At 62.5% G+C, this 14,959-nt stretch carries 15 protein-coding genes; 4 read left to right on the top strand and 11 right to left on the bottom strand.

Annotation, left to right across the window (positions count from 1 at the left end):
• Positions 1-75 precede the first annotated feature (75 nt).
• Together AC1DYJ_RS03895 and AC1DYJ_RS03890 are read right to left on the bottom strand one after the other, a co-directional pair.
• Positions 76-861, bottom strand: coding sequence for an ATP-binding cassette domain-containing protein (locus AC1DYJ_RS03895; RefSeq protein ID WP_477280089.1), 786 nt, complete (start codon positions 859-861; stop codon positions 76-78).
• Positions 858-1,808: an ABC transporter permease gene (locus AC1DYJ_RS03890; protein ID WP_477280208.1), complete on the bottom strand. Its 951-nt coding sequence runs from the start codon at positions 1,806-1,808 to the stop codon at positions 858-860. The genes AC1DYJ_RS03895 and AC1DYJ_RS03890 overlap by 4 nt, the downstream gene beginning before the upstream one ends.
• A gap of 269 nt (positions 1,809-2,077) precedes the next feature.
• Here AC1DYJ_RS03890 and AC1DYJ_RS03885 point away from each other — a divergent pair, with 269 nt between their 5' ends.
• Positions 2,078-2,968 (top strand): GntR family transcriptional regulator, encoded by an 891-nt coding sequence (locus AC1DYJ_RS03885; protein WP_477280088.1) that lies wholly within the window; start codon positions 2,078-2,080, stop codon positions 2,966-2,968.
• Between the two features lie 73 nt (positions 2,969-3,041).
• Here the strand turns inward: AC1DYJ_RS03885 and AC1DYJ_RS03880 are convergent, their stop codons facing one another.
• Positions 3,042-3,635: a DJ-1/PfpI family protein gene (locus AC1DYJ_RS03880; protein WP_477280087.1), complete on the bottom strand. Its 594-nt coding sequence runs from the start codon at positions 3,633-3,635 to the stop codon at positions 3,042-3,044.
• Positions 3,636-3,797: 162 nt separating this feature from the next.
• The gene (locus AC1DYJ_RS03875; RefSeq protein WP_477280086.1) at positions 3,798-4,496 is read right to left on the bottom strand and encodes a GntR family transcriptional regulator; all 699 of its coding nucleotides are present in this window, start codon (positions 4,494-4,496) and stop codon (positions 3,798-3,800) included.
• A 173-nt stretch (positions 4,497-4,669) separates the two neighbouring features.
• Here AC1DYJ_RS03875 and AC1DYJ_RS03870 point away from each other — a divergent pair, with 173 nt between their 5' ends.
• Genes AC1DYJ_RS03870 through AC1DYJ_RS03860 form a run of 3 tightly spaced genes read left to right on the top strand, consistent with a single transcriptional unit; the run spans position 4,670 to position 8,230 of the window.
• A complete protein-coding gene (locus tag AC1DYJ_RS03870) occupies positions 4,670-5,899 on the top strand; it encodes an iron-containing alcohol dehydrogenase (RefSeq protein WP_477280085.1) in 1,230 nt (409 codons plus the stop codon).
• 58 nt (positions 5,900-5,957) lie between these two features.
• Positions 5,958-7,406, top strand: coding sequence for an NAD-dependent succinate-semialdehyde dehydrogenase (locus AC1DYJ_RS03865; protein WP_477280207.1), 1,449 nt, complete (start codon positions 5,958-5,960; stop codon positions 7,404-7,406).
• 8 nt (positions 7,407-7,414) lie between these two features.
• The gene (locus tag AC1DYJ_RS03860; protein WP_477280084.1) at positions 7,415-8,230 is read left to right on the top strand and encodes an alpha/beta hydrolase; all 816 of its coding nucleotides are present in this window, start codon (positions 7,415-7,417) and stop codon (positions 8,228-8,230) included.
• Between the two features lie 217 nt (positions 8,231-8,447).
• Here AC1DYJ_RS03860 and doeB read toward each other — a convergent pair whose 3' ends face one another.
• From doeB to ehuC, 7 genes are all read right to left on the bottom strand, one after another.
• On the bottom strand, positions 8,448-9,452 hold the full coding sequence (gene doeB / locus AC1DYJ_RS03855) for a N(2)-acetyl-L-2,4-diaminobutanoate deacetylase DoeB (RefSeq protein WP_477280083.1): 1,005 nt from the start codon (positions 9,450-9,452) through the stop codon (positions 8,448-8,450).
• A gap of 5 nt (positions 9,453-9,457) precedes the next feature.
• Complete coding sequence (gene doeA / locus AC1DYJ_RS03850) at positions 9,458-10,636, bottom strand: ectoine hydrolase DoeA (RefSeq protein WP_477280082.1); 1,179 nt, start codon at positions 10,634-10,636, stop codon at positions 9,458-9,460.
• Between the two features lie 134 nt (positions 10,637-10,770).
• Entirely contained in the window at positions 10,771-11,763 is a 993-nt protein-coding gene (locus tag AC1DYJ_RS03845; protein ID WP_477280081.1) for a cyclodeaminase, read from the bottom strand.
• Complete coding sequence (eutB, locus tag AC1DYJ_RS03840) at positions 11,760-12,746, bottom strand: hydroxyectoine utilization dehydratase EutB (protein WP_477280080.1); 987 nt, start codon at positions 12,744-12,746, stop codon at positions 11,760-11,762. Before eutB ends, AC1DYJ_RS03845 begins: the two co-directional genes overlap by 4 nt.
• A gap of 5 nt (positions 12,747-12,751) precedes the next feature.
• Positions 12,752-13,531: an ectoine utilization protein EutA gene (gene eutA, locus AC1DYJ_RS03835; RefSeq protein WP_477280079.1), complete on the bottom strand. Its 780-nt coding sequence runs from the start codon at positions 13,529-13,531 to the stop codon at positions 12,752-12,754.
• Between the two features lie 8 nt (positions 13,532-13,539).
• Complete coding sequence (gene ehuD, locus AC1DYJ_RS03830) at positions 13,540-14,199, bottom strand: ectoine/hydroxyectoine ABC transporter permease subunit EhuD (protein ID WP_477280078.1); 660 nt, start codon at positions 14,197-14,199, stop codon at positions 13,540-13,542.
• Complete coding sequence (ehuC, locus tag AC1DYJ_RS03825; RefSeq protein ID WP_477280077.1) at positions 14,199-14,858, bottom strand: ectoine/hydroxyectoine ABC transporter permease subunit EhuC; 660 nt, start codon at positions 14,856-14,858, stop codon at positions 14,199-14,201. The genes ehuD and ehuC overlap by 1 nt, the downstream gene beginning before the upstream one ends.
• Positions 14,859-14,959: the final 101 nt, after the last annotated feature.

Here is a 14,959-nt window from a genome sequence, read left to right as displayed (position 1 = left end):
TGGAATTGAGGCGTCTTCCCACGGAAGTCGCTTCAGGCATTTGCGGACCGGAACGGCCCCCAAATTTCGAACGGATCAGGCTCCAACGATCATGGAAACGAGCTCCTGCTTGTTGTCCTTGGTCGGCACAAGTTCACCAACCTTGCGGCCCTGGCGAAGCACCACCGCGCGATCGGCAAGCTCGACGACATGCTCCATATTGTGGGTGATCAGGATGACCGCGTTGCCCTGGTCGCGAAGCGCTGCGACCAGGTTGAGCACTTGCCTGGATTCACGCAGGCCAAGTGCGGCGGTCGGCTCGTCCAGGATCACAACCTTGCGGGCAAACACTGTCGACCGGGCCACGGCTATGGCTTGCCTTTGACCGCCCGACATCATGGCGACAACGGCATCCAGCCGCGGCAGCGTGACTTTGAGGTCTGTCAATAATACGCGGGTCTCGGCGTCCATCCTGCGCTGCTGGAGAAAGCGCAGTCCGCGCGGAAGCCATTGCGGACCAGCCAACTCTCGACCGGCAAAGAAGTTCTGCCCCGGCGTCAGATTGTCGAAGAGCGCCAGGTCCTGATAAACGGTCTCGATGCCGGCAAAGCGCGCATCTGCAGGGGAGCGTATCTGCGTTGGCGCACCGCCCAGAAGGATTGCGCCGGCATCGAGTTGGTGCACGCCGCTGATGCATTTTGTCAGTGTCGACTTGCCGGCACCGTTGTCGCCGAGAAGCCCGAGGATCTCACCGCGCCGGACCTCGATGCTGACGTCGTCAAGCGCGACGACCGAGCCGAAACGCTTGGTGGCGCCACGCACCGCCAGCACGGGATGGTCAGCGGTGGCTGCATGATCGACGCTGGAGGCAACCGCGCTCATGACTGCCTCCCGGCCTGCATGACGCGCACGCGCCCTTCGAGATAGTTGCGCAGCACGTCGGACTCGACCGCTATGACAATGACCACGCCGATGACGATGAGCTGGAAAAAGACGTTGACGTTGAGCAGGTTGAGCGCGTTGCGGATGACACCGATCATGATGGCGCCGATCAAGGCATGGCCGAGATGGCCGCGACCGCCGAGAAAACTGGCACCGCCAATGATCACCGCCGCGATCGTATCCAGTTCCAGCAGATTGCCGAACAAGGGCGAACCGGCGTCGGTACGGCCGGCAAGGATGACAGCGCCGATGCCGGCGCACAGCCCTGAAATCACATAGACCGAAACCAGGACCCAGGAGACCGGAATGCCCATGCGCAGGGCAGCGTCGGGCCGGCCGCCGACGGCGTAGATCCAGCGCCCCCAGACCATCGTTTTGGCCATGACGAAAAGGACCACTGCAACGCCGGCAACCACGAAAACCGATCCCGGCAAACCCCAGACCGCCTCGCGGCCAAGCGCGTCGATCGAATCCGGCATGCCTGGGATGGCTCGGCCGTCGGCCAGTTGCAGCGCCAACCCCTTGGCGATGCTCAATGTCGCCAGCGTGATGATGAAAGGATGTGGCAGGCGGCCGAAGACGTAGAAGAGACCGTTGATGGCGCCGACCGCCGCACCACATCCAACCATCACTGCGATCACCACGAAGGCGGGAGCGCCGGCATGAAAGCTGAGCGCGCCGACGACGGAAGCCAGCGCAACGTTCGAGCCGACGGAGAGATCGATACCGCGTGTCAGGATGACCAGATGCTGCCCCATCGCCACAACCGAGATGACGGCGGTCTGGGCGAGGATGTTGCTGAGGTTTCGCCCCGTCAGGAAATAGGGCGACAGAAAACTGAGAACGACGATCAGCAACACCAGGATGACGACCGGACCAGCGCTCAGCAGGGCAAGGCCAAGCGCAAGGCCGGGAACAGCATCCTGCTTCCTGGATGCTGGCAACGCGGCCTCGCCGGCAGTGGTGCCGGTGTTTCCCGTTTCGGGCAAAATTCCCCTCCCCGCCGAAGCTCGTGCGAGCCGCGTCGTCAAAAACTCAAATCGTGCTTAGGTCCTCTTCTTATCGATAAAAAACAACTGGCTTGATTGGGTCAAGTTGTTTTTTATGGATAAAGTTCATGCTAAAAAGGACAAGGTATTGTTTGGAGGAAGGTGCGATGCGAACCGACACCGTCTACAAGAAGGCCTTCAATCGAACTGCAACTATGCTGCGCGATGGACAACTGGTCGGGGAACTTCCCTCCGAAAATGAGCTGAGGCGGCTCATCGGCGTCAGCCGCACCACCGTCCGAAAGGTTCTGCAAGAACTTGTTCGCCGCAAGCTCGTCGCTGTACACAACGGTATCAGGACGGTGGGACGAGAGGTCGATGAAAATGACTGCTATCCCGACGCCGAAACCACGCCGCGGGCCAAGCATGTCGAGCAGCAATTCATGGAGTGGATGCTGCGGGGCGACACCAGACCCGGAACAAGCATCAACGAGCTTGAACTGGCGCGGCAATTCGGCGTTGCGACCAACGGAATTCGCGAATTCCTGATCCGCTTCAGCCGCTTTGGGCTGATCGAGAAGAGGCCGAATACCGGCTGGCTTTTCAAGGGCTTCACGGAGGATTTCGCCCTTGAGCTGTTCGAGATCCGGGTGATGTTCGAGCTCCGCTCGGCGCATCTGTTTTCACGGCAGCCGGACACATCTCCCCTGTGGGACAAGCTCGCCGCGCTCAGGATTGCGCATGCCGAACTGCTGAAGCAGATTGAAATCCGCTTTCACGACTTTTCCGGCCTCGACAACCGCTTTCACCGGCTCATAAACGAGGCTGCACCGAACCGCTTCATCGACGATTTCTACGACATCATCAGCTTCATTTTCCACTACCACTACCAGTGGAACAAGCAGGATGAAAAGCAGCGTAACCAGGCGGCAATCCTCGAACATGTCGCCTATATCGATGCACTCGAAAGCCGCGATTCCGACCGCATCAAACGAGCCTGCCAGGCGCATCTCGCTTCGGCAAGGGCAACGCTGATGCGTTCGCTGATCTGGAGTTGATGAAGGGAGGAAATCAGGACGCCATTGTGGGCGCCGACGTATCCCCTCAGGATGCGTCGGGACAAAGAGGCTCTCAAGCGTGGCGGATTTCCGTTCCCAGCACCTTCAGGCATTCGCGGATGAACGCCGCAAGCGCCGTCCAGCCTTTGGCTGAAACCATCGTTCCATCCACATAGGCATCGGTGGGCGACAGATCGATGTAGGTGCCGCCGGCAAGCGTCACCTCCGGCTCGCAAGCCGCGAGCGCCGCGACCTTCTTGCCACGGACGACGCCGTCGACAGCAATCAGAATCTGGACACCGTGGCAGATGGTGAAAATCGGCTTTTTGGTTTCGTGGAAGTGGCGCACCATCGCCTGAATGCGCTTGTCGGTTCGGATGTATTCCGGGCCACGTCCGCCTGCGCAATAGACGGCGTCGTATTGGCTCAGCTGCTTCTCGGCGTCGGAAAAGGTCTTGTTGATCAGCGCATTGTGACCGGGCTTTTCGGTATAAGTCTGGTCGCCTTCGAAATCGTGCAGCGAGGTCTTGATCATGTCTCCGGCGCTTTTGTCGGGGCACACAACATGAACGGTGTGCCCCACCGCTTCCATCGCCTGCTGATAGACGAAGATTTCATACTCCTCGGTGAAATCACCGGTCAGCATCAGGATTTTTTTGGCTGGCATGTCGTTTCCTCTCGGCTTGTTTCAGGGGCGAGGTGTACTGCGCGCCTCGCTTCCCGGGATCGAAATCGGCTCAGAACGGGGAATAGAATTCGTAGGCGGCAGCCTGGGCGAGCAGCGGCGCGCCGAGCTTGAGGGTGCCTCAGACAAGCAACATCGCCAGGGCTACTCGAACGCAGGCAGGAGCCTGTCCCGCGAATTTTCGATGTGCAGGCGCATGGCTTTTTCGGCGGCGTCCGGATCGCCGGCGGAGAAGGCAGCGAGAATGGCCTCGTGCTCGTCGAGCGCCTCTTCGGTCACCCGCGCGTGGTACATCAGGCGGAAGATGTGGAAGTGGGTATGCTGGTGGTTCAGCGTCTCGCGAATGAGCTCGTTCCGGGCGAACTCGACGATCTTGTCGTGGAAGATCGCATCCTGCCGGGCGAAGTTCGAATAGCGCAGGCGTTCGTCTTTGCCCACCCGTCGGGTCATGACGCCAGCCGCCTCCTGCAGCACGGCAAGACGCTCGGCGTCCATAGTGGCGGTGGCTTTGGCCGCCGCTGCAGGCTCGAGCAGAAGGCGCAGTTCATAAAGTTCGTCAAAGCGCCGGCGGGTGATTTGCGGGGCGGCGCGATAGCCGATCAGGTGAGTCTTCTCCACCAGGCCCTCCCCCTCCAACCGGCCAAGCGCTTCGCGAATGGGGGTATGCGAGACGTTGAATTCCTTGACGAGATTGTCGACGGTGATGCGCGATCCCGGAGCAATTCTCAAAGACATGAGTTGGGCGAAGATTGCCTCGTAGACGTCGCCAGCCAGACTGTTGGCGCGCTGGATGCGGCCGGTCGCACGGGCTTCATTGTCAACCGTCAGGTCGGTGTTCTGCATCGTTTGCCCCTTGACAGAAGCACCTACTAACACGATGCTCCGCCCAACTCAATCCTATATCCTATACGATTTAATAGAGGATACGGCATGAGAATGACCCGGAGCGTCGCGGCCGGTCTCCGGAACGAAGCCAATTGTCCTGGCTCCCAATCCGCCTTCGAAGGATCCTGTGCATGACCTTGTTTGCAGCGGCGCGCCTGCCGCGCGAGATCCTGTTCGGCAAAGGCCAGCGCCACGTGCTGCCTGTCGTTGCCGCCAAATATGGGCGGCGCGCGTTCATCTGTACCGACGAGCGTTTCGCGTCGACATCGCAGTTCGCCGAAATTCTTGCCGGCTTGCACAAGGCGGCAATAGACACGCTGGTCTACGACCGAACGCTGCCGGATGTGCCCCGCGACAGTGTCGCCGCCTGCATTGCGGAGGCGAAGGATTTCAAGCCGGACATGGTGATCGGAATCGGGGGTGGCAGTTGCCTCGACATGGCCAAGTGCGCAGCGCTGCTGCTCAGCCATGGCGGCAGGCTCGAGGACTACTATGGCGAGTTCAACGTACCGGGCCCTACCCTTCCCGTGATCGCCGTGCCGACCACGGCCGGGACAGGCTCCGAGGTGACGCCTGTCGCCGTGATCTCCGACCCGGATCGGACGCTGAAAGTGGGGATCGCCAGTCCTCATCTCATCGCCGTTGTAGCGCTTTGCGATCCGGATCTGACGGCGACCTGTCCACCCTCGCTTACGGCGATCGCCGGCGCCGACGCGCTGACGCACGCAATCGAGGCCTTCACCGCCAGCAAACGCGGCAGCGATCCGAATTTGCCGCAGCAGCATGTCTTCGTCGGCAAGAGCGCTCTGACCGATCATTTCGCGCTTCTGGCCATCAGGCTACTGGGCCGTAGTCTCGAAAAGGCATATCGCGACGGATCGGACGAGACAGCACGCGCCGATGTCATGATGGGAGCGCTGGCCGCCGGTTGCGCCTTCGGCACGGCGGGAACGGCAGCCGCCCATGCGGTGCAGTATCCCGTCGGTGCGCTTACCCATACTGCGCATGGCCTGGGGGTCGCCACCATGCTGCCCTATGTGATGAGCTACAACCGTGCCGCCGCGGCCGCAGAGATTTCCGAAGTCGGCGCCGCTCTCGGCATTTCCCATCACGGCGGCGGCGACGCCGATGCATCGGCGCACGCCACCATCAGGGAGGTAAGCCGGCTTTTTGGCGCCATCGGCATCCCACCGACCCTGGCCGAACTCGGTCTTCCCGAGGACAAGATCGACTGGACAGCCGAGCAGGCGCTCGGCATCGGCCGGTTGATCAAGAACAATCCCCGTCCCTTCGACCTCGCAGCAATGCGAGGGCTGATCAGGGCTGCTTATGACGGCGACATGTCCGCCACCGTGATGTGATCGACCAGGAGCTCATCCCATGAATATTGCCGCAGGCATATCCGACGAGGATCAAGATATGTTCGACTACGCCACCGTCTCGCACGGTCTCTACATTGGCGGAAGCTGGCGACCGGCGTCGGAGGGCCGCATCATCGAAGTGGTCGATCCGTCGACCGAAGCCGTGATCGCGGCGGTTGCCGATGCCACGCTCGCCGACGCCGCCGCCGCCGTCGACGCGGCCGCGAAGGCGGCGGCCGGCTGGCAGGAAACCTCGCCACGCAAGCGTTCGGAAATCCTGCGGCGCTGCTTCGAACTGATGACCGAGCGGGCGGAGATCCTGGCTGCGCTGATCTCGCTGGAGAATGGCAAGGCGTTGCGCGACGCGCGCGGTGAAGTTGCGTACGCGGCGGAGTTCTTTCGCTGGAACGCCGAGGAAGCGGTCCGCATCAGCGGCGAGTTCGGCCTGGCGCCATCGGGCGCGAACCGGATCATTGTCGACTACCAGCCCATCGGCATTTGCGTGCTCATCACGCCGTGGAATTTTCCAGCCGCCATGGCGACCCGCAAGATCGCACCGGCGCTGGCGGCCGGCTGCACTGTGATCCTGAAGCCCGCCAGCGAGACACCGCTGACGGCCTATGCGCTTGCTGCTCTCTACGAGGAAGCCGGCGTGCCGCCGGGCGTCGTCAACGTGCTGACGACTTCGACCCCGGGGCCGGTGACGGCAGCCATGCTGGCCGATCCACGCGTGCGAAAGCTGTCCTTCACCGGCTCGACCGGCGTCGGCCGCGCGCTCTTGGCCGAAGCCGCAAAACACGTCATTTCCTGTTCCATGGAGCTTGGCGGCAACGCACCGTTCATCGTCTTCGACGACGCCGACCTCGAAGCAGCGCTGGACGGTGCGATGGTTGCCAAGATGCGCAACGCCGGCGAAGCCTGCACGGCCGCCAACAGGTTTTACGTGCAGGCCGGCATCCATGATGCTTTTGCGGAAGGCTTGAGCAAACGCATGGCGGCACTCAACGTCGGCCCGGGCACCGATTCAGAAACCGAATGCGGGCCGATGATCACCAGGAAGGCTGTGCACAACATCGATCGGCTCGTGCGGGACGCCGTTGGCCGCGGCGCCAAAATCCTGTGTGGCGGCGGCGTATCTGAAGGCAGAGGCTTTTTCTATCCGCCAACTGTGCTCTGGGACGTTCCGGCCGATGCCGCCATGGCTCATGAGGAGATATTCGGCCCGGTGGCACCGGTCAGCCGCTTCGGCGATGAGGCAGAGGTAATCGCAAAGGCGAACGACACCGAGTACGGCCTCGCCGCCTATATCTACACGCGCGACGTGGCGAAGGGCATGCGCGTGGCATCGAAGATCGAATCCGGCATGATCGCGCTCAATCGCGGCCTGATGTCGGATCCGGCGGCGCCCTTCGGCGGCGTCAAGCAGAGCGGGTTGGGGCGAGAAGGCGGCCAGAAGCATGGCATGGCCGAGTTCATGGAGGCCAAGTATATCGCCGTGACGATCTGAGCAGACAGATGCCGAAGGATCCGTTCCGCATTCGTGATCACGTCGCCGAATTCGATGACATCGTGGCCGAGATCGTTCGCCGCAGCGCCGAGACCAGAGCGAAGGCACCCATGGCCGCCGATATCGCCTATGGACCGGATAGCACCGAAACCATCGACCTGTTCTTCCCGCAAGGCAAACGCGACCGCCTTCCGGCGCATATGTTCATCCACGGCGGCTATTGGCGCATGTTCTCCAAACGCGACTATTCCTATGTCGCCGAGACTGTCACCAATGCAGGAGCGATCGCGGTCATCGTAGACTACGCGCTGATGCCGGCCGTCAGGATGGCCAGGATCGTCGACCAGGTGCGCCGCGCCAAGCAATGGGTGCTTGACCATATCGCAGACCACGGCGGCAATCCCGATCTCCTGACCGTCAGCGGTCATTCCGCCGGCGCGCATCTGGCAACGATGCTTTTCAACCGTGACAACCGGCCGTCCGGCATCAAAGCTGCTCTGCTGCTCGGCGGCCTTTACGACCTGAAGCCGTTGCAGACGTCATTCCTTGCCGCCGAGATCGCGATCACCGACGAAGACGTCTGCCGGTTCTCGCCGATCAACCACAACTTCGATCCATCCGTGACCGTAGAGATCTCGGTCGGCGCCGAGGAAACGCCGCCCTTCCACAGCCAGGCCACGACCTTCACCAACTACTTGGAAAACCAAGGACTGGCTGTTTCACGCAGAACCCTTGCGGCGGTCAATCACATGAGCAGCGTCCGCGACCTTGGCGTGGTGGGTACCGATGCCGCGTCACTGTTGGCCCGCCTCGTGGCCGTGTGAAACCACCTCCTCAGGCGTCCGCCAGGTCGAACAAGCATCTTGCCGATGTTCTCGCCGGCAAAGAGGCCAACGGCAGGATTTGGGCCGGAAGCATACCAGCAGCTTTCAGGCAGCTTCTAGCTCGAATTGTCAGAAACAGCCCCCCAGATCGGCGCAAGCTTCGACATTGTCGACCCCGTTTCACACGTGCGGCTTACGTGGTCAAAGCCGCAAAAAATCAAGATTGGGCCACCACCGCCACCACCGCGATGCAATCGCCCGCTTTGACGAGTCCAGGGAAGTGACGGGCCGCGAGGATCCCCGACATTTTTGCTCTGATCTCCAGAGGGACTTGTCCGGTCCGGCCGGCAAGATGGATGCGTGCAATAACTTGGCCATTTTCCACCTTTTCGCCGAGATCGACCATGGTTTCGATCATCCCGTCATCCTCGGCGAAGGAGAAGCAATCGCCAGACGGCATGTCCAGCCATTGGGTCGTGCCCGTCTCGACTGGACCCTCAACAATGCCGGCATGGCGCAGCACATTGCTGATGCCGCGCCGCGCGATCCGCACGGTTTGCGCACGTGAGGTGCCGCCGCCGCCAAGCTCGGTGCTGACGAAGACCTTGCCCATTTCCTCCGCCGCCGTGTCGTACATGCCAACGGAATCTATCTCGATCATGCGCATCGAGAACGGGGCCGAGAAGGCCGCGACCGCGTCGAAGGCTTTCTGCTCCAGAGCCTTGTCGGGCAAAGTGTGGGCGGCGCAGAAGGGCACGAAGTCCAGCGTCTTGCCGCCCGAATGGAAGTCGAACACGAGGTCGGCGCGAGGCAGCAATTCGCGCTGGAAATAATCGGCGATCTTCTCGGTCACTGTTCCATCTGGACGGCCGGGAAAGCTGCGGTTCATGTTGCCTTTGTCGATCGGCGACGTCCGGGTGCCGGCGCGGAAGGCCGGATAGTTCATCGCCGGCACGATGATTACCGTGCCGCTGACTTGCTTTGGATCGAGCGTGCGGGCGAGATCGTAGAGCGCCAGGGGGCCTTCATACTCATCGCCGTGGTTGCCGCCGGTGAGCAGCGCCGTCGGCCCGTTGCCGTTGCGGATGACGCAGATCGGTATCATGACCGAACCCCAGGCCGAGTCGTCACGGCTGTAGGGCAAGCGCAGGAAGCCGTGCTGGACGCCATCCTTGTCGAAATCGACGGTCGGCGCGATTGGCGACGGGCGAACGCTGGACATCGGGCTCAATTCTTCACCACCAGTTTGCGCGGCACATTGGCCAGGCACTCTACACCGGTTTCGGTGATCAGGATGGATTCAGTGATCTCCAGCCCCATCGTCTCCAGCCACAAGCCGGTCATGAAATGGAACGTCATGCCGGGCCTAAGTTCGGTGCGGTCGCCGGGGCGCAGGCTCATCGTGCGTTCGCCCCAGTCCGGCGGATAGGAGAGACCGATCGAGTAGCCGGTGCGGTTGTCCTTGACGATGCCGTATTTTTTCAACACGGCGAAGAAGGCGTTGGCGATGTCCTCGCAGGCGTTGCCGGGCTTGGCCGCCGCAAGCCCTGCCTCCATGCCTTCCAGCGTCGCCTTCTCGGCATCGAGGAAAGCTTGCGTCGGCTTGCCCAGAAAGACGGTGCGCGAGAGCGGCAAGTGATAGCGGTTGTAGCAGCCGGCAATCTCGAAGAAGGTGCCTTCGCCCGACTTCATCGGCTGGTCGTCCCAGGTCAAATGCGGTGCCGAAGCGTCGGCGCCCGACGGGAGCAGCGGCACGATCGCCGGATAGTCGCCGCCGATCCCATCGACGCCGCGCGTTCCGGCATCGTAGATCTCGGCGACAAGATCGCATTTGCGCATGCCGACCTCGATCTTGTCGACGATGCGCTGATGCATGGCTTCGACGATGCGGGCCGCTTTGCGCATATAGTCGATCTCGGTCGGGCTCTTCACCGCCCGCTGCCAGTTGACCAGCGCAGTTGCGTCGACAAAGCGGGCGTTGGGCAGGTGTTCCTGCAGCGCGGCGAAGGCGGCAGCCGAAAACCAGTAATTGTCCATCTCGACGCCGATGCTAAAGTTACCCCAGCCGCGATCACTGAGCACGCTGGACAAGAAGTCCATCGGGTGGCGTTCGGTCGACTGCACATAGTGATCGGCGTAGCCGACGATGTTGTCATGGGCGAGATAGGCGGTGCGCTTGGCGCCATTGGCATCCTGGCCGCGGCCATACCAGATCGGCTCCCCCGACGGCGGCACGATGACCGCCTGATGCACGTAGAACGACCAGCCGTCATAGCCCGTCAGCCAGGCCATGTTGGAAGGGTCGCTCACGATCAGGAGATCGACGCCCTTCGCCTCCATAGCTCGCCGCGTCTTGGCGAGGCGGTCCGCAAATTCGCCGCGCGAGAATTTCAGGTTAGGCTGCATTGTTCTTGGTCCTCGTTTGTTGGGCCGGGAGCCCGCTTCAACTTCGTTGAATCCGGCTCCAGGAATTTTTGCTTGAGCATGATCTGATCGGAAAACCGGCTCCCACTTTTCCGGACCATGCTTTGCGGCCAGCATCAGCTTTCGAAAATGGTTCCCGCCTTCGCCGCCCGCGCGCGGTCGCGGGCGAGCGTGGCAATCGCCGTGTCCTGAACGCCGGTGCCGGTGAGGTCGGCGATGGTGATGTCGCTGACCGAGCGCCGGCCGTGCTTTTCACCGGCGATGATCTGGCCGAGTTCGGTGACCTCCGCGTCAGCTCCAATCACGCCCGCCGCAATGGCGTGATGGAGTTCGCCGAGACGCCGCGTTTGCTTCGCGCTGTCGGCGACATAGAGATCGGCCATGCGCAGTATCGCCGGCGCGATCTCGTTCTTGTGCTCGGCGTCTGAGCCCATGGCGGTGATGTGTTGACCGGCAGAGACGAATCCGGCCTCGACCAGCGGTTCGGTCGAAGGCGTGGTGGTGACGATGATGTCGGCGCCGGCAGCGGCCTTTGCCGCGTCAGGTTCGACGCGTACGACGATGCCGAATTTTTCACGCAGTGCCGACGCAGTAACCTCCGCCTTGACCGCATCGCGCGCCCAGATGCGCGCCTCTTCGATCGGCCGCACCAGCTTTAACGCCTCAAGCTGGAGGCCAGCCTGCAGGCCTGCTCCGAAGATGGCGGCGACAGACGAGTCTGGCCGCGAAAGGTGCTTCGCCGCGACAGCGCCTGCAGCAGCGGTGCGGATGTCGGTGAGGTAGCCATTGTCGAGCAGCAGCGCCTCGACCACGCCGGTTCTTGCCGAGAGCAGGACCATCATGCCGCCGCCGCTCGGCAGGCCGAGCTTTGGATTGTCGAAGAAGCCCGAGCTTATCTTGACGGCGAAACCGTCTATCCCAGGCACATAGGCCGACTTCACATCGACCTCGCCGCGATGCTCGTGAATGTCGAGCCGCAGGATCGGCGGCATCGCAACCGGCAAAGTGGCAAGCGCGCGGAAGGCGTTTTCGACACAGGCGACGGCGTCGAGATCGAGCGTCACGATGGTGCGCAGTTCTTCCTCGGTGAGGATCATCATTCGGCTCATGCCGCGCGCTCCGCAATGGCGTCACCGCAGATGACCTTGCGATGCGTGTTCATATCGATGTTTCGACCGGACAGAAGAACCACCACCGGCCCGTTCACCTTGACCTTGCCGGCGAGCAGCGCGGCGATGCCGACCGCACCGGCGCCTTCGACGATCTCACGCTCCTGCGCGTAGGCATGGCGGATGCCGGCGGCGATCTCGTCCTCGCTGAGTAGGATGACATCGTCGAGCAGGTCGCGGCACATGGCGAAGGTCAGCCGGTTGTCGGGGCCGATGCCGCCGCCGAGCGAATCCGCCAGCGTCGGCAGCTCCTCGACCTCGACCGGGCGACCGGCATCGAGGCTTGCCTTCATCGCGGCGCCGCGCGCCATCGAAACGCCGATGACTTTTGTCCGAGGGCTGACGCCTTTGATGGCTGCGGCGATGCCCGAGGCCAGCCCACCGCCAGAGAGCTGGACCAGAGCGAGAGTGGCATCCGGAACCTGCTCGATCATCTCCAGTCCGAGTGTGCCTTGCCCGGCGATAATGTCGGGATGGTCGAAGGGCGGCAGCATCACCAGCCCTTCTTGCGCCACCAGCCGCTCGACTTCCTGCTGCGCCTCATCCTGACTGCTGCCGACGATGCGGACATCCGCACCGAGCCGACGGATTTCATCCAGCTTGTTGCCCGGCACCAGCCGCGACATGCAGATCACCGCGCGCATCCCTTCGAGCTTCGCGGCATGGGCAAGCGCACGACCATGATTGCCAGTCGACGACGCGACCACGCCGTGCGCCCTCTCCTCAGCGCTCAGCGCAGCGACAGCATTCGAGGCGCCGCGCAGCTTGAAGCTGCCGGTGGTCTGGCGATGTTCGAGCTTGAGATGGACGGGGCCACCCAGCCGTTCGGACAGGCTGTGGGATAATACTGTTGGCGTGCGCTCGATCTTGCCGGCAATGCGCTCACGCGCGGCACGAATATCGCTAAGGCTAACTGTTGTCATGATCGTCAATCGCGCGGCAGCGGCAGCGTCATCAGACGGCCGAACTCCGGATGCGGTGTTTCATCGCCACACAGCCGCAAACAATTCCAGGCGCTGGCCTGATTGCTGGTCACCACCGGGCGGCCAATGGCCTCTTCCATGCCGGCGACTGCCAGCGCGCCCCGCAAGGCCGTGCAGGAGACGAACAGCGCATCGGCCTCAGCGTGCGTGGCCTCGCGTGCGAGATCGACAATCGCTGCCGGCGCGATGCGCGCCATCTCGCGGTCGTCTTCGAAGCCAAGGCAGGTGAAGCTCAATATGTCGAAGCCACGCGCCACAAAATAGGCGGCCATCGGCCTCGAGGTTTCGACTGTGTAAGGGGTGAGGATGCTGATCTTCTTCGCGCCCAACGCCTTCAGCCCGCGCACGCCGGCCATCGGCGGCGTGACGACGGGAACGCGAGGCTTGGCAGACTGGATTGCCGCCTCGATCTCCGCATCGCCGATCACCACCGAGGCCGAGGTGCAGGAATAGCAGATGGCGTCGAGGCTCTCGTCGGGCAGGATGAGCGCCGCGCCCGCCGCCAGCTCCGGCTGCATCTTGCGAAGGTTTTCCGGCGTGGTCGGATTCTTGTATGGAATGCGCGCGACATAGACGCCGATCCGCTCGCTCGCCACCATGCGGCGGAAATCCGGCTCGCTGGTGTGGTCGGTGGCAAGGATGATCAGGCCGACGCGCTTTTCCAGCGGGCGCGCGTCGAGCGCCGGCCTTGTCGACATCAGCCTGATTTCGGGCAGCGGTTTCATCTTGAGGATTACCTTTCGATCTTGCCGTAGCGATGTTCCAGCCAGCGGAGCAGCACGACCGAAAAGAGGCTGATGACGAGGAAGAAGGCGCCGACCAGCGTGATCGGCTCGATGTAGCGATAATAGGTGTTGGCGACGCTCTTGGCCTGGTTCATCAGTTCCAGCACGGTGATCGCCGACAGCAGCGGCGTCTCCTTGAACATGGCGATGAAATAATTGGCGAGCGCCGGAATCATCGGCGGGATGGCCTGCGGGATGATGATGTGGGTCCAGGTCTGCGTGGCGCTGAGATTACAGGCCTTGGCCGCTTCCCACTGGCCGCGCGGCACGTTGTCGATGCCGGCGCGGTAGACCTCGGCCGTGTAGGTGCCGTAGTGCAGGCCAAGCCCGATGACACCAGCGACGAGCGGCGGCAAAAGGATGCCGATGTCAGGCAGCACGTAGAAGATGAAATAGAGCTGCACCAGAAGCGGCGTGCCGCGGATGAACTCGGCGGCCCAGCCGACGCTGCGCGACAGCGCCTTGCTGGGCGAGCGGCGCGCCAGTGCGATGCCCAGCCCGACGAGGGCGGCCAGCACGGAGCCAAGCAGCGTCGCCAGGATGGTGATCTTCACCCCCTGGATCAGCGTCGGCATGATTTCCCAAACGAAGTTCCAATCCCAATCCATCAGACGCGCACCCCATCGAGGCCACGCGCCATGCGGCGTTCCAGAGAACGCACACCCCATGAGATGATTAGCGCCAGGGCGAAATAGATGATCAGGATGGTGGCGAACGGCACCAGCGTGTTGCCGGTCTGCGAGCGCACGACCTGCGCCTGAAAGGTGAGGTCGGCGAGCGAGATCAGCGACACCACGGAAGTCGCCTTGAGCAATTCGATGGCGTTGTTGCCGAAGGTCGGCAGCATGATCAGCAGCGCCTGCGGCAGGATGACGTGGCGCATGCCTTGCCAGCGGCCGAAATTGAGCGCGATGCAGGCTTCGTATTGCTCACGGCCGACCGACTGGATGGCGCCGCGCACAACTTCGGCCGCATAGGCGCCGACATTGAGGCCCAGCGCCAGCACGCCGGCCTGCAGCGGGGTCAGTTCGAGGCCGATCAACGGCAGCACGAAATAGGCAAAAAACAGCTGCACGAAGATCGACGTGCCGCGGAAGAATTCGATGTAGACGGTTGCCAGCCAGCGCAGCGCAAAGAAGCGGGACAGGCGCCCCATGCCGGCAAGGAAGGCCATGACCAGCGCGAGCACCGACCCCATCAGCGTCAGCTCGATGGTGACAAGCGCTCCCTGCAATATCAGGCCGAGATAGCCGGACCATTGGGTCATTCGGGTTCCAACGTTGGCGGTTAGCTCCCTTCTCCCGTTCTACGGGGAGAAGATGCCGGCAGGCAGATGAGGGGCGGAGCCAGCCTCTCCACGGCAAGCGC

The sequence above is a fragment of the Mesorhizobium sp. P2_B11 genome (assembly GCF_056404855.1).
Note: the sequence above shows the minus strand (reverse complement) of the source record. Positions and strands in the feature narration are given on the sequence as shown.

What these genes read in the sequence shown, in the direction of transcription:
- AC1DYJ_RS03895 (WP_477280089.1), bottom strand. Translation starts at nt 861, where the DNA reads ATGAGCGCGGTTGCCTCCAGCGTCGATCATGCAGCCACCGCTGACCAT.
- AC1DYJ_RS03885 (WP_477280088.1), top strand. Translation starts at nt 2,078, where the DNA reads ATGCGAACCGACACCGTCTACAAGAAGGCCTTCAATCGAACTGCAACT.
- AC1DYJ_RS03880 (WP_477280087.1), bottom strand. Translation starts at nt 3,635, where the DNA reads ATGCCAGCCAAAAAAATCCTGATGCTGACCGGTGATTTCACCGAGGAG.
- AC1DYJ_RS03875 (WP_477280086.1), bottom strand. Translation starts at nt 4,496, where the DNA reads ATGCAGAACACCGACCTGACGGTTGACAATGAAGCCCGTGCGACCGGC.
- AC1DYJ_RS03870 (WP_477280085.1), top strand. Translation starts at nt 4,670, where the DNA reads ATGACCTTGTTTGCAGCGGCGCGCCTGCCGCGCGAGATCCTGTTCGGC.
- AC1DYJ_RS03865 (WP_477280207.1), top strand. Translation starts at nt 5,958, where the DNA reads ATGTTCGACTACGCCACCGTCTCGCACGGTCTCTACATTGGCGGAAGC.
- AC1DYJ_RS03860 (WP_477280084.1), top strand. Translation starts at nt 7,415, where the DNA reads ATGCCGAAGGATCCGTTCCGCATTCGTGATCACGTCGCCGAATTCGAT.
- doeB (WP_477280083.1), bottom strand. Translation starts at nt 9,452, where the DNA reads ATGTCCAGCGTTCGCCCGTCGCCAATCGCGCCGACCGTCGATTTCGAC.
- doeA (WP_477280082.1), bottom strand. Translation starts at nt 10,636, where the DNA reads ATGCAGCCTAACCTGAAATTCTCGCGCGGCGAATTTGCGGACCGCCTC.
- AC1DYJ_RS03845 (WP_477280081.1), bottom strand. Translation starts at nt 11,763, where the DNA reads ATGAGCCGAATGATGATCCTCACCGAGGAAGAACTGCGCACCATCGTG.
- eutB (WP_477280080.1), bottom strand. Translation starts at nt 12,746, where the DNA reads ATGACAACAGTTAGCCTTAGCGATATTCGTGCCGCGCGTGAGCGCATT.
- eutA (WP_477280079.1), bottom strand. Translation starts at nt 13,531, where the DNA reads ATGAAACCGCTGCCCGAAATCAGGCTGATGTCGACAAGGCCGGCGCTC.
- ehuD (WP_477280078.1), bottom strand. Translation starts at nt 14,199, where the DNA reads ATGGATTGGGATTGGAACTTCGTTTGGGAAATCATGCCGACGCTGATC.
- ehuC (WP_477280077.1), bottom strand. Translation starts at nt 14,858, where the DNA reads ATGACCCAATGGTCCGGCTATCTCGGCCTGATATTGCAGGGAGCGCTT.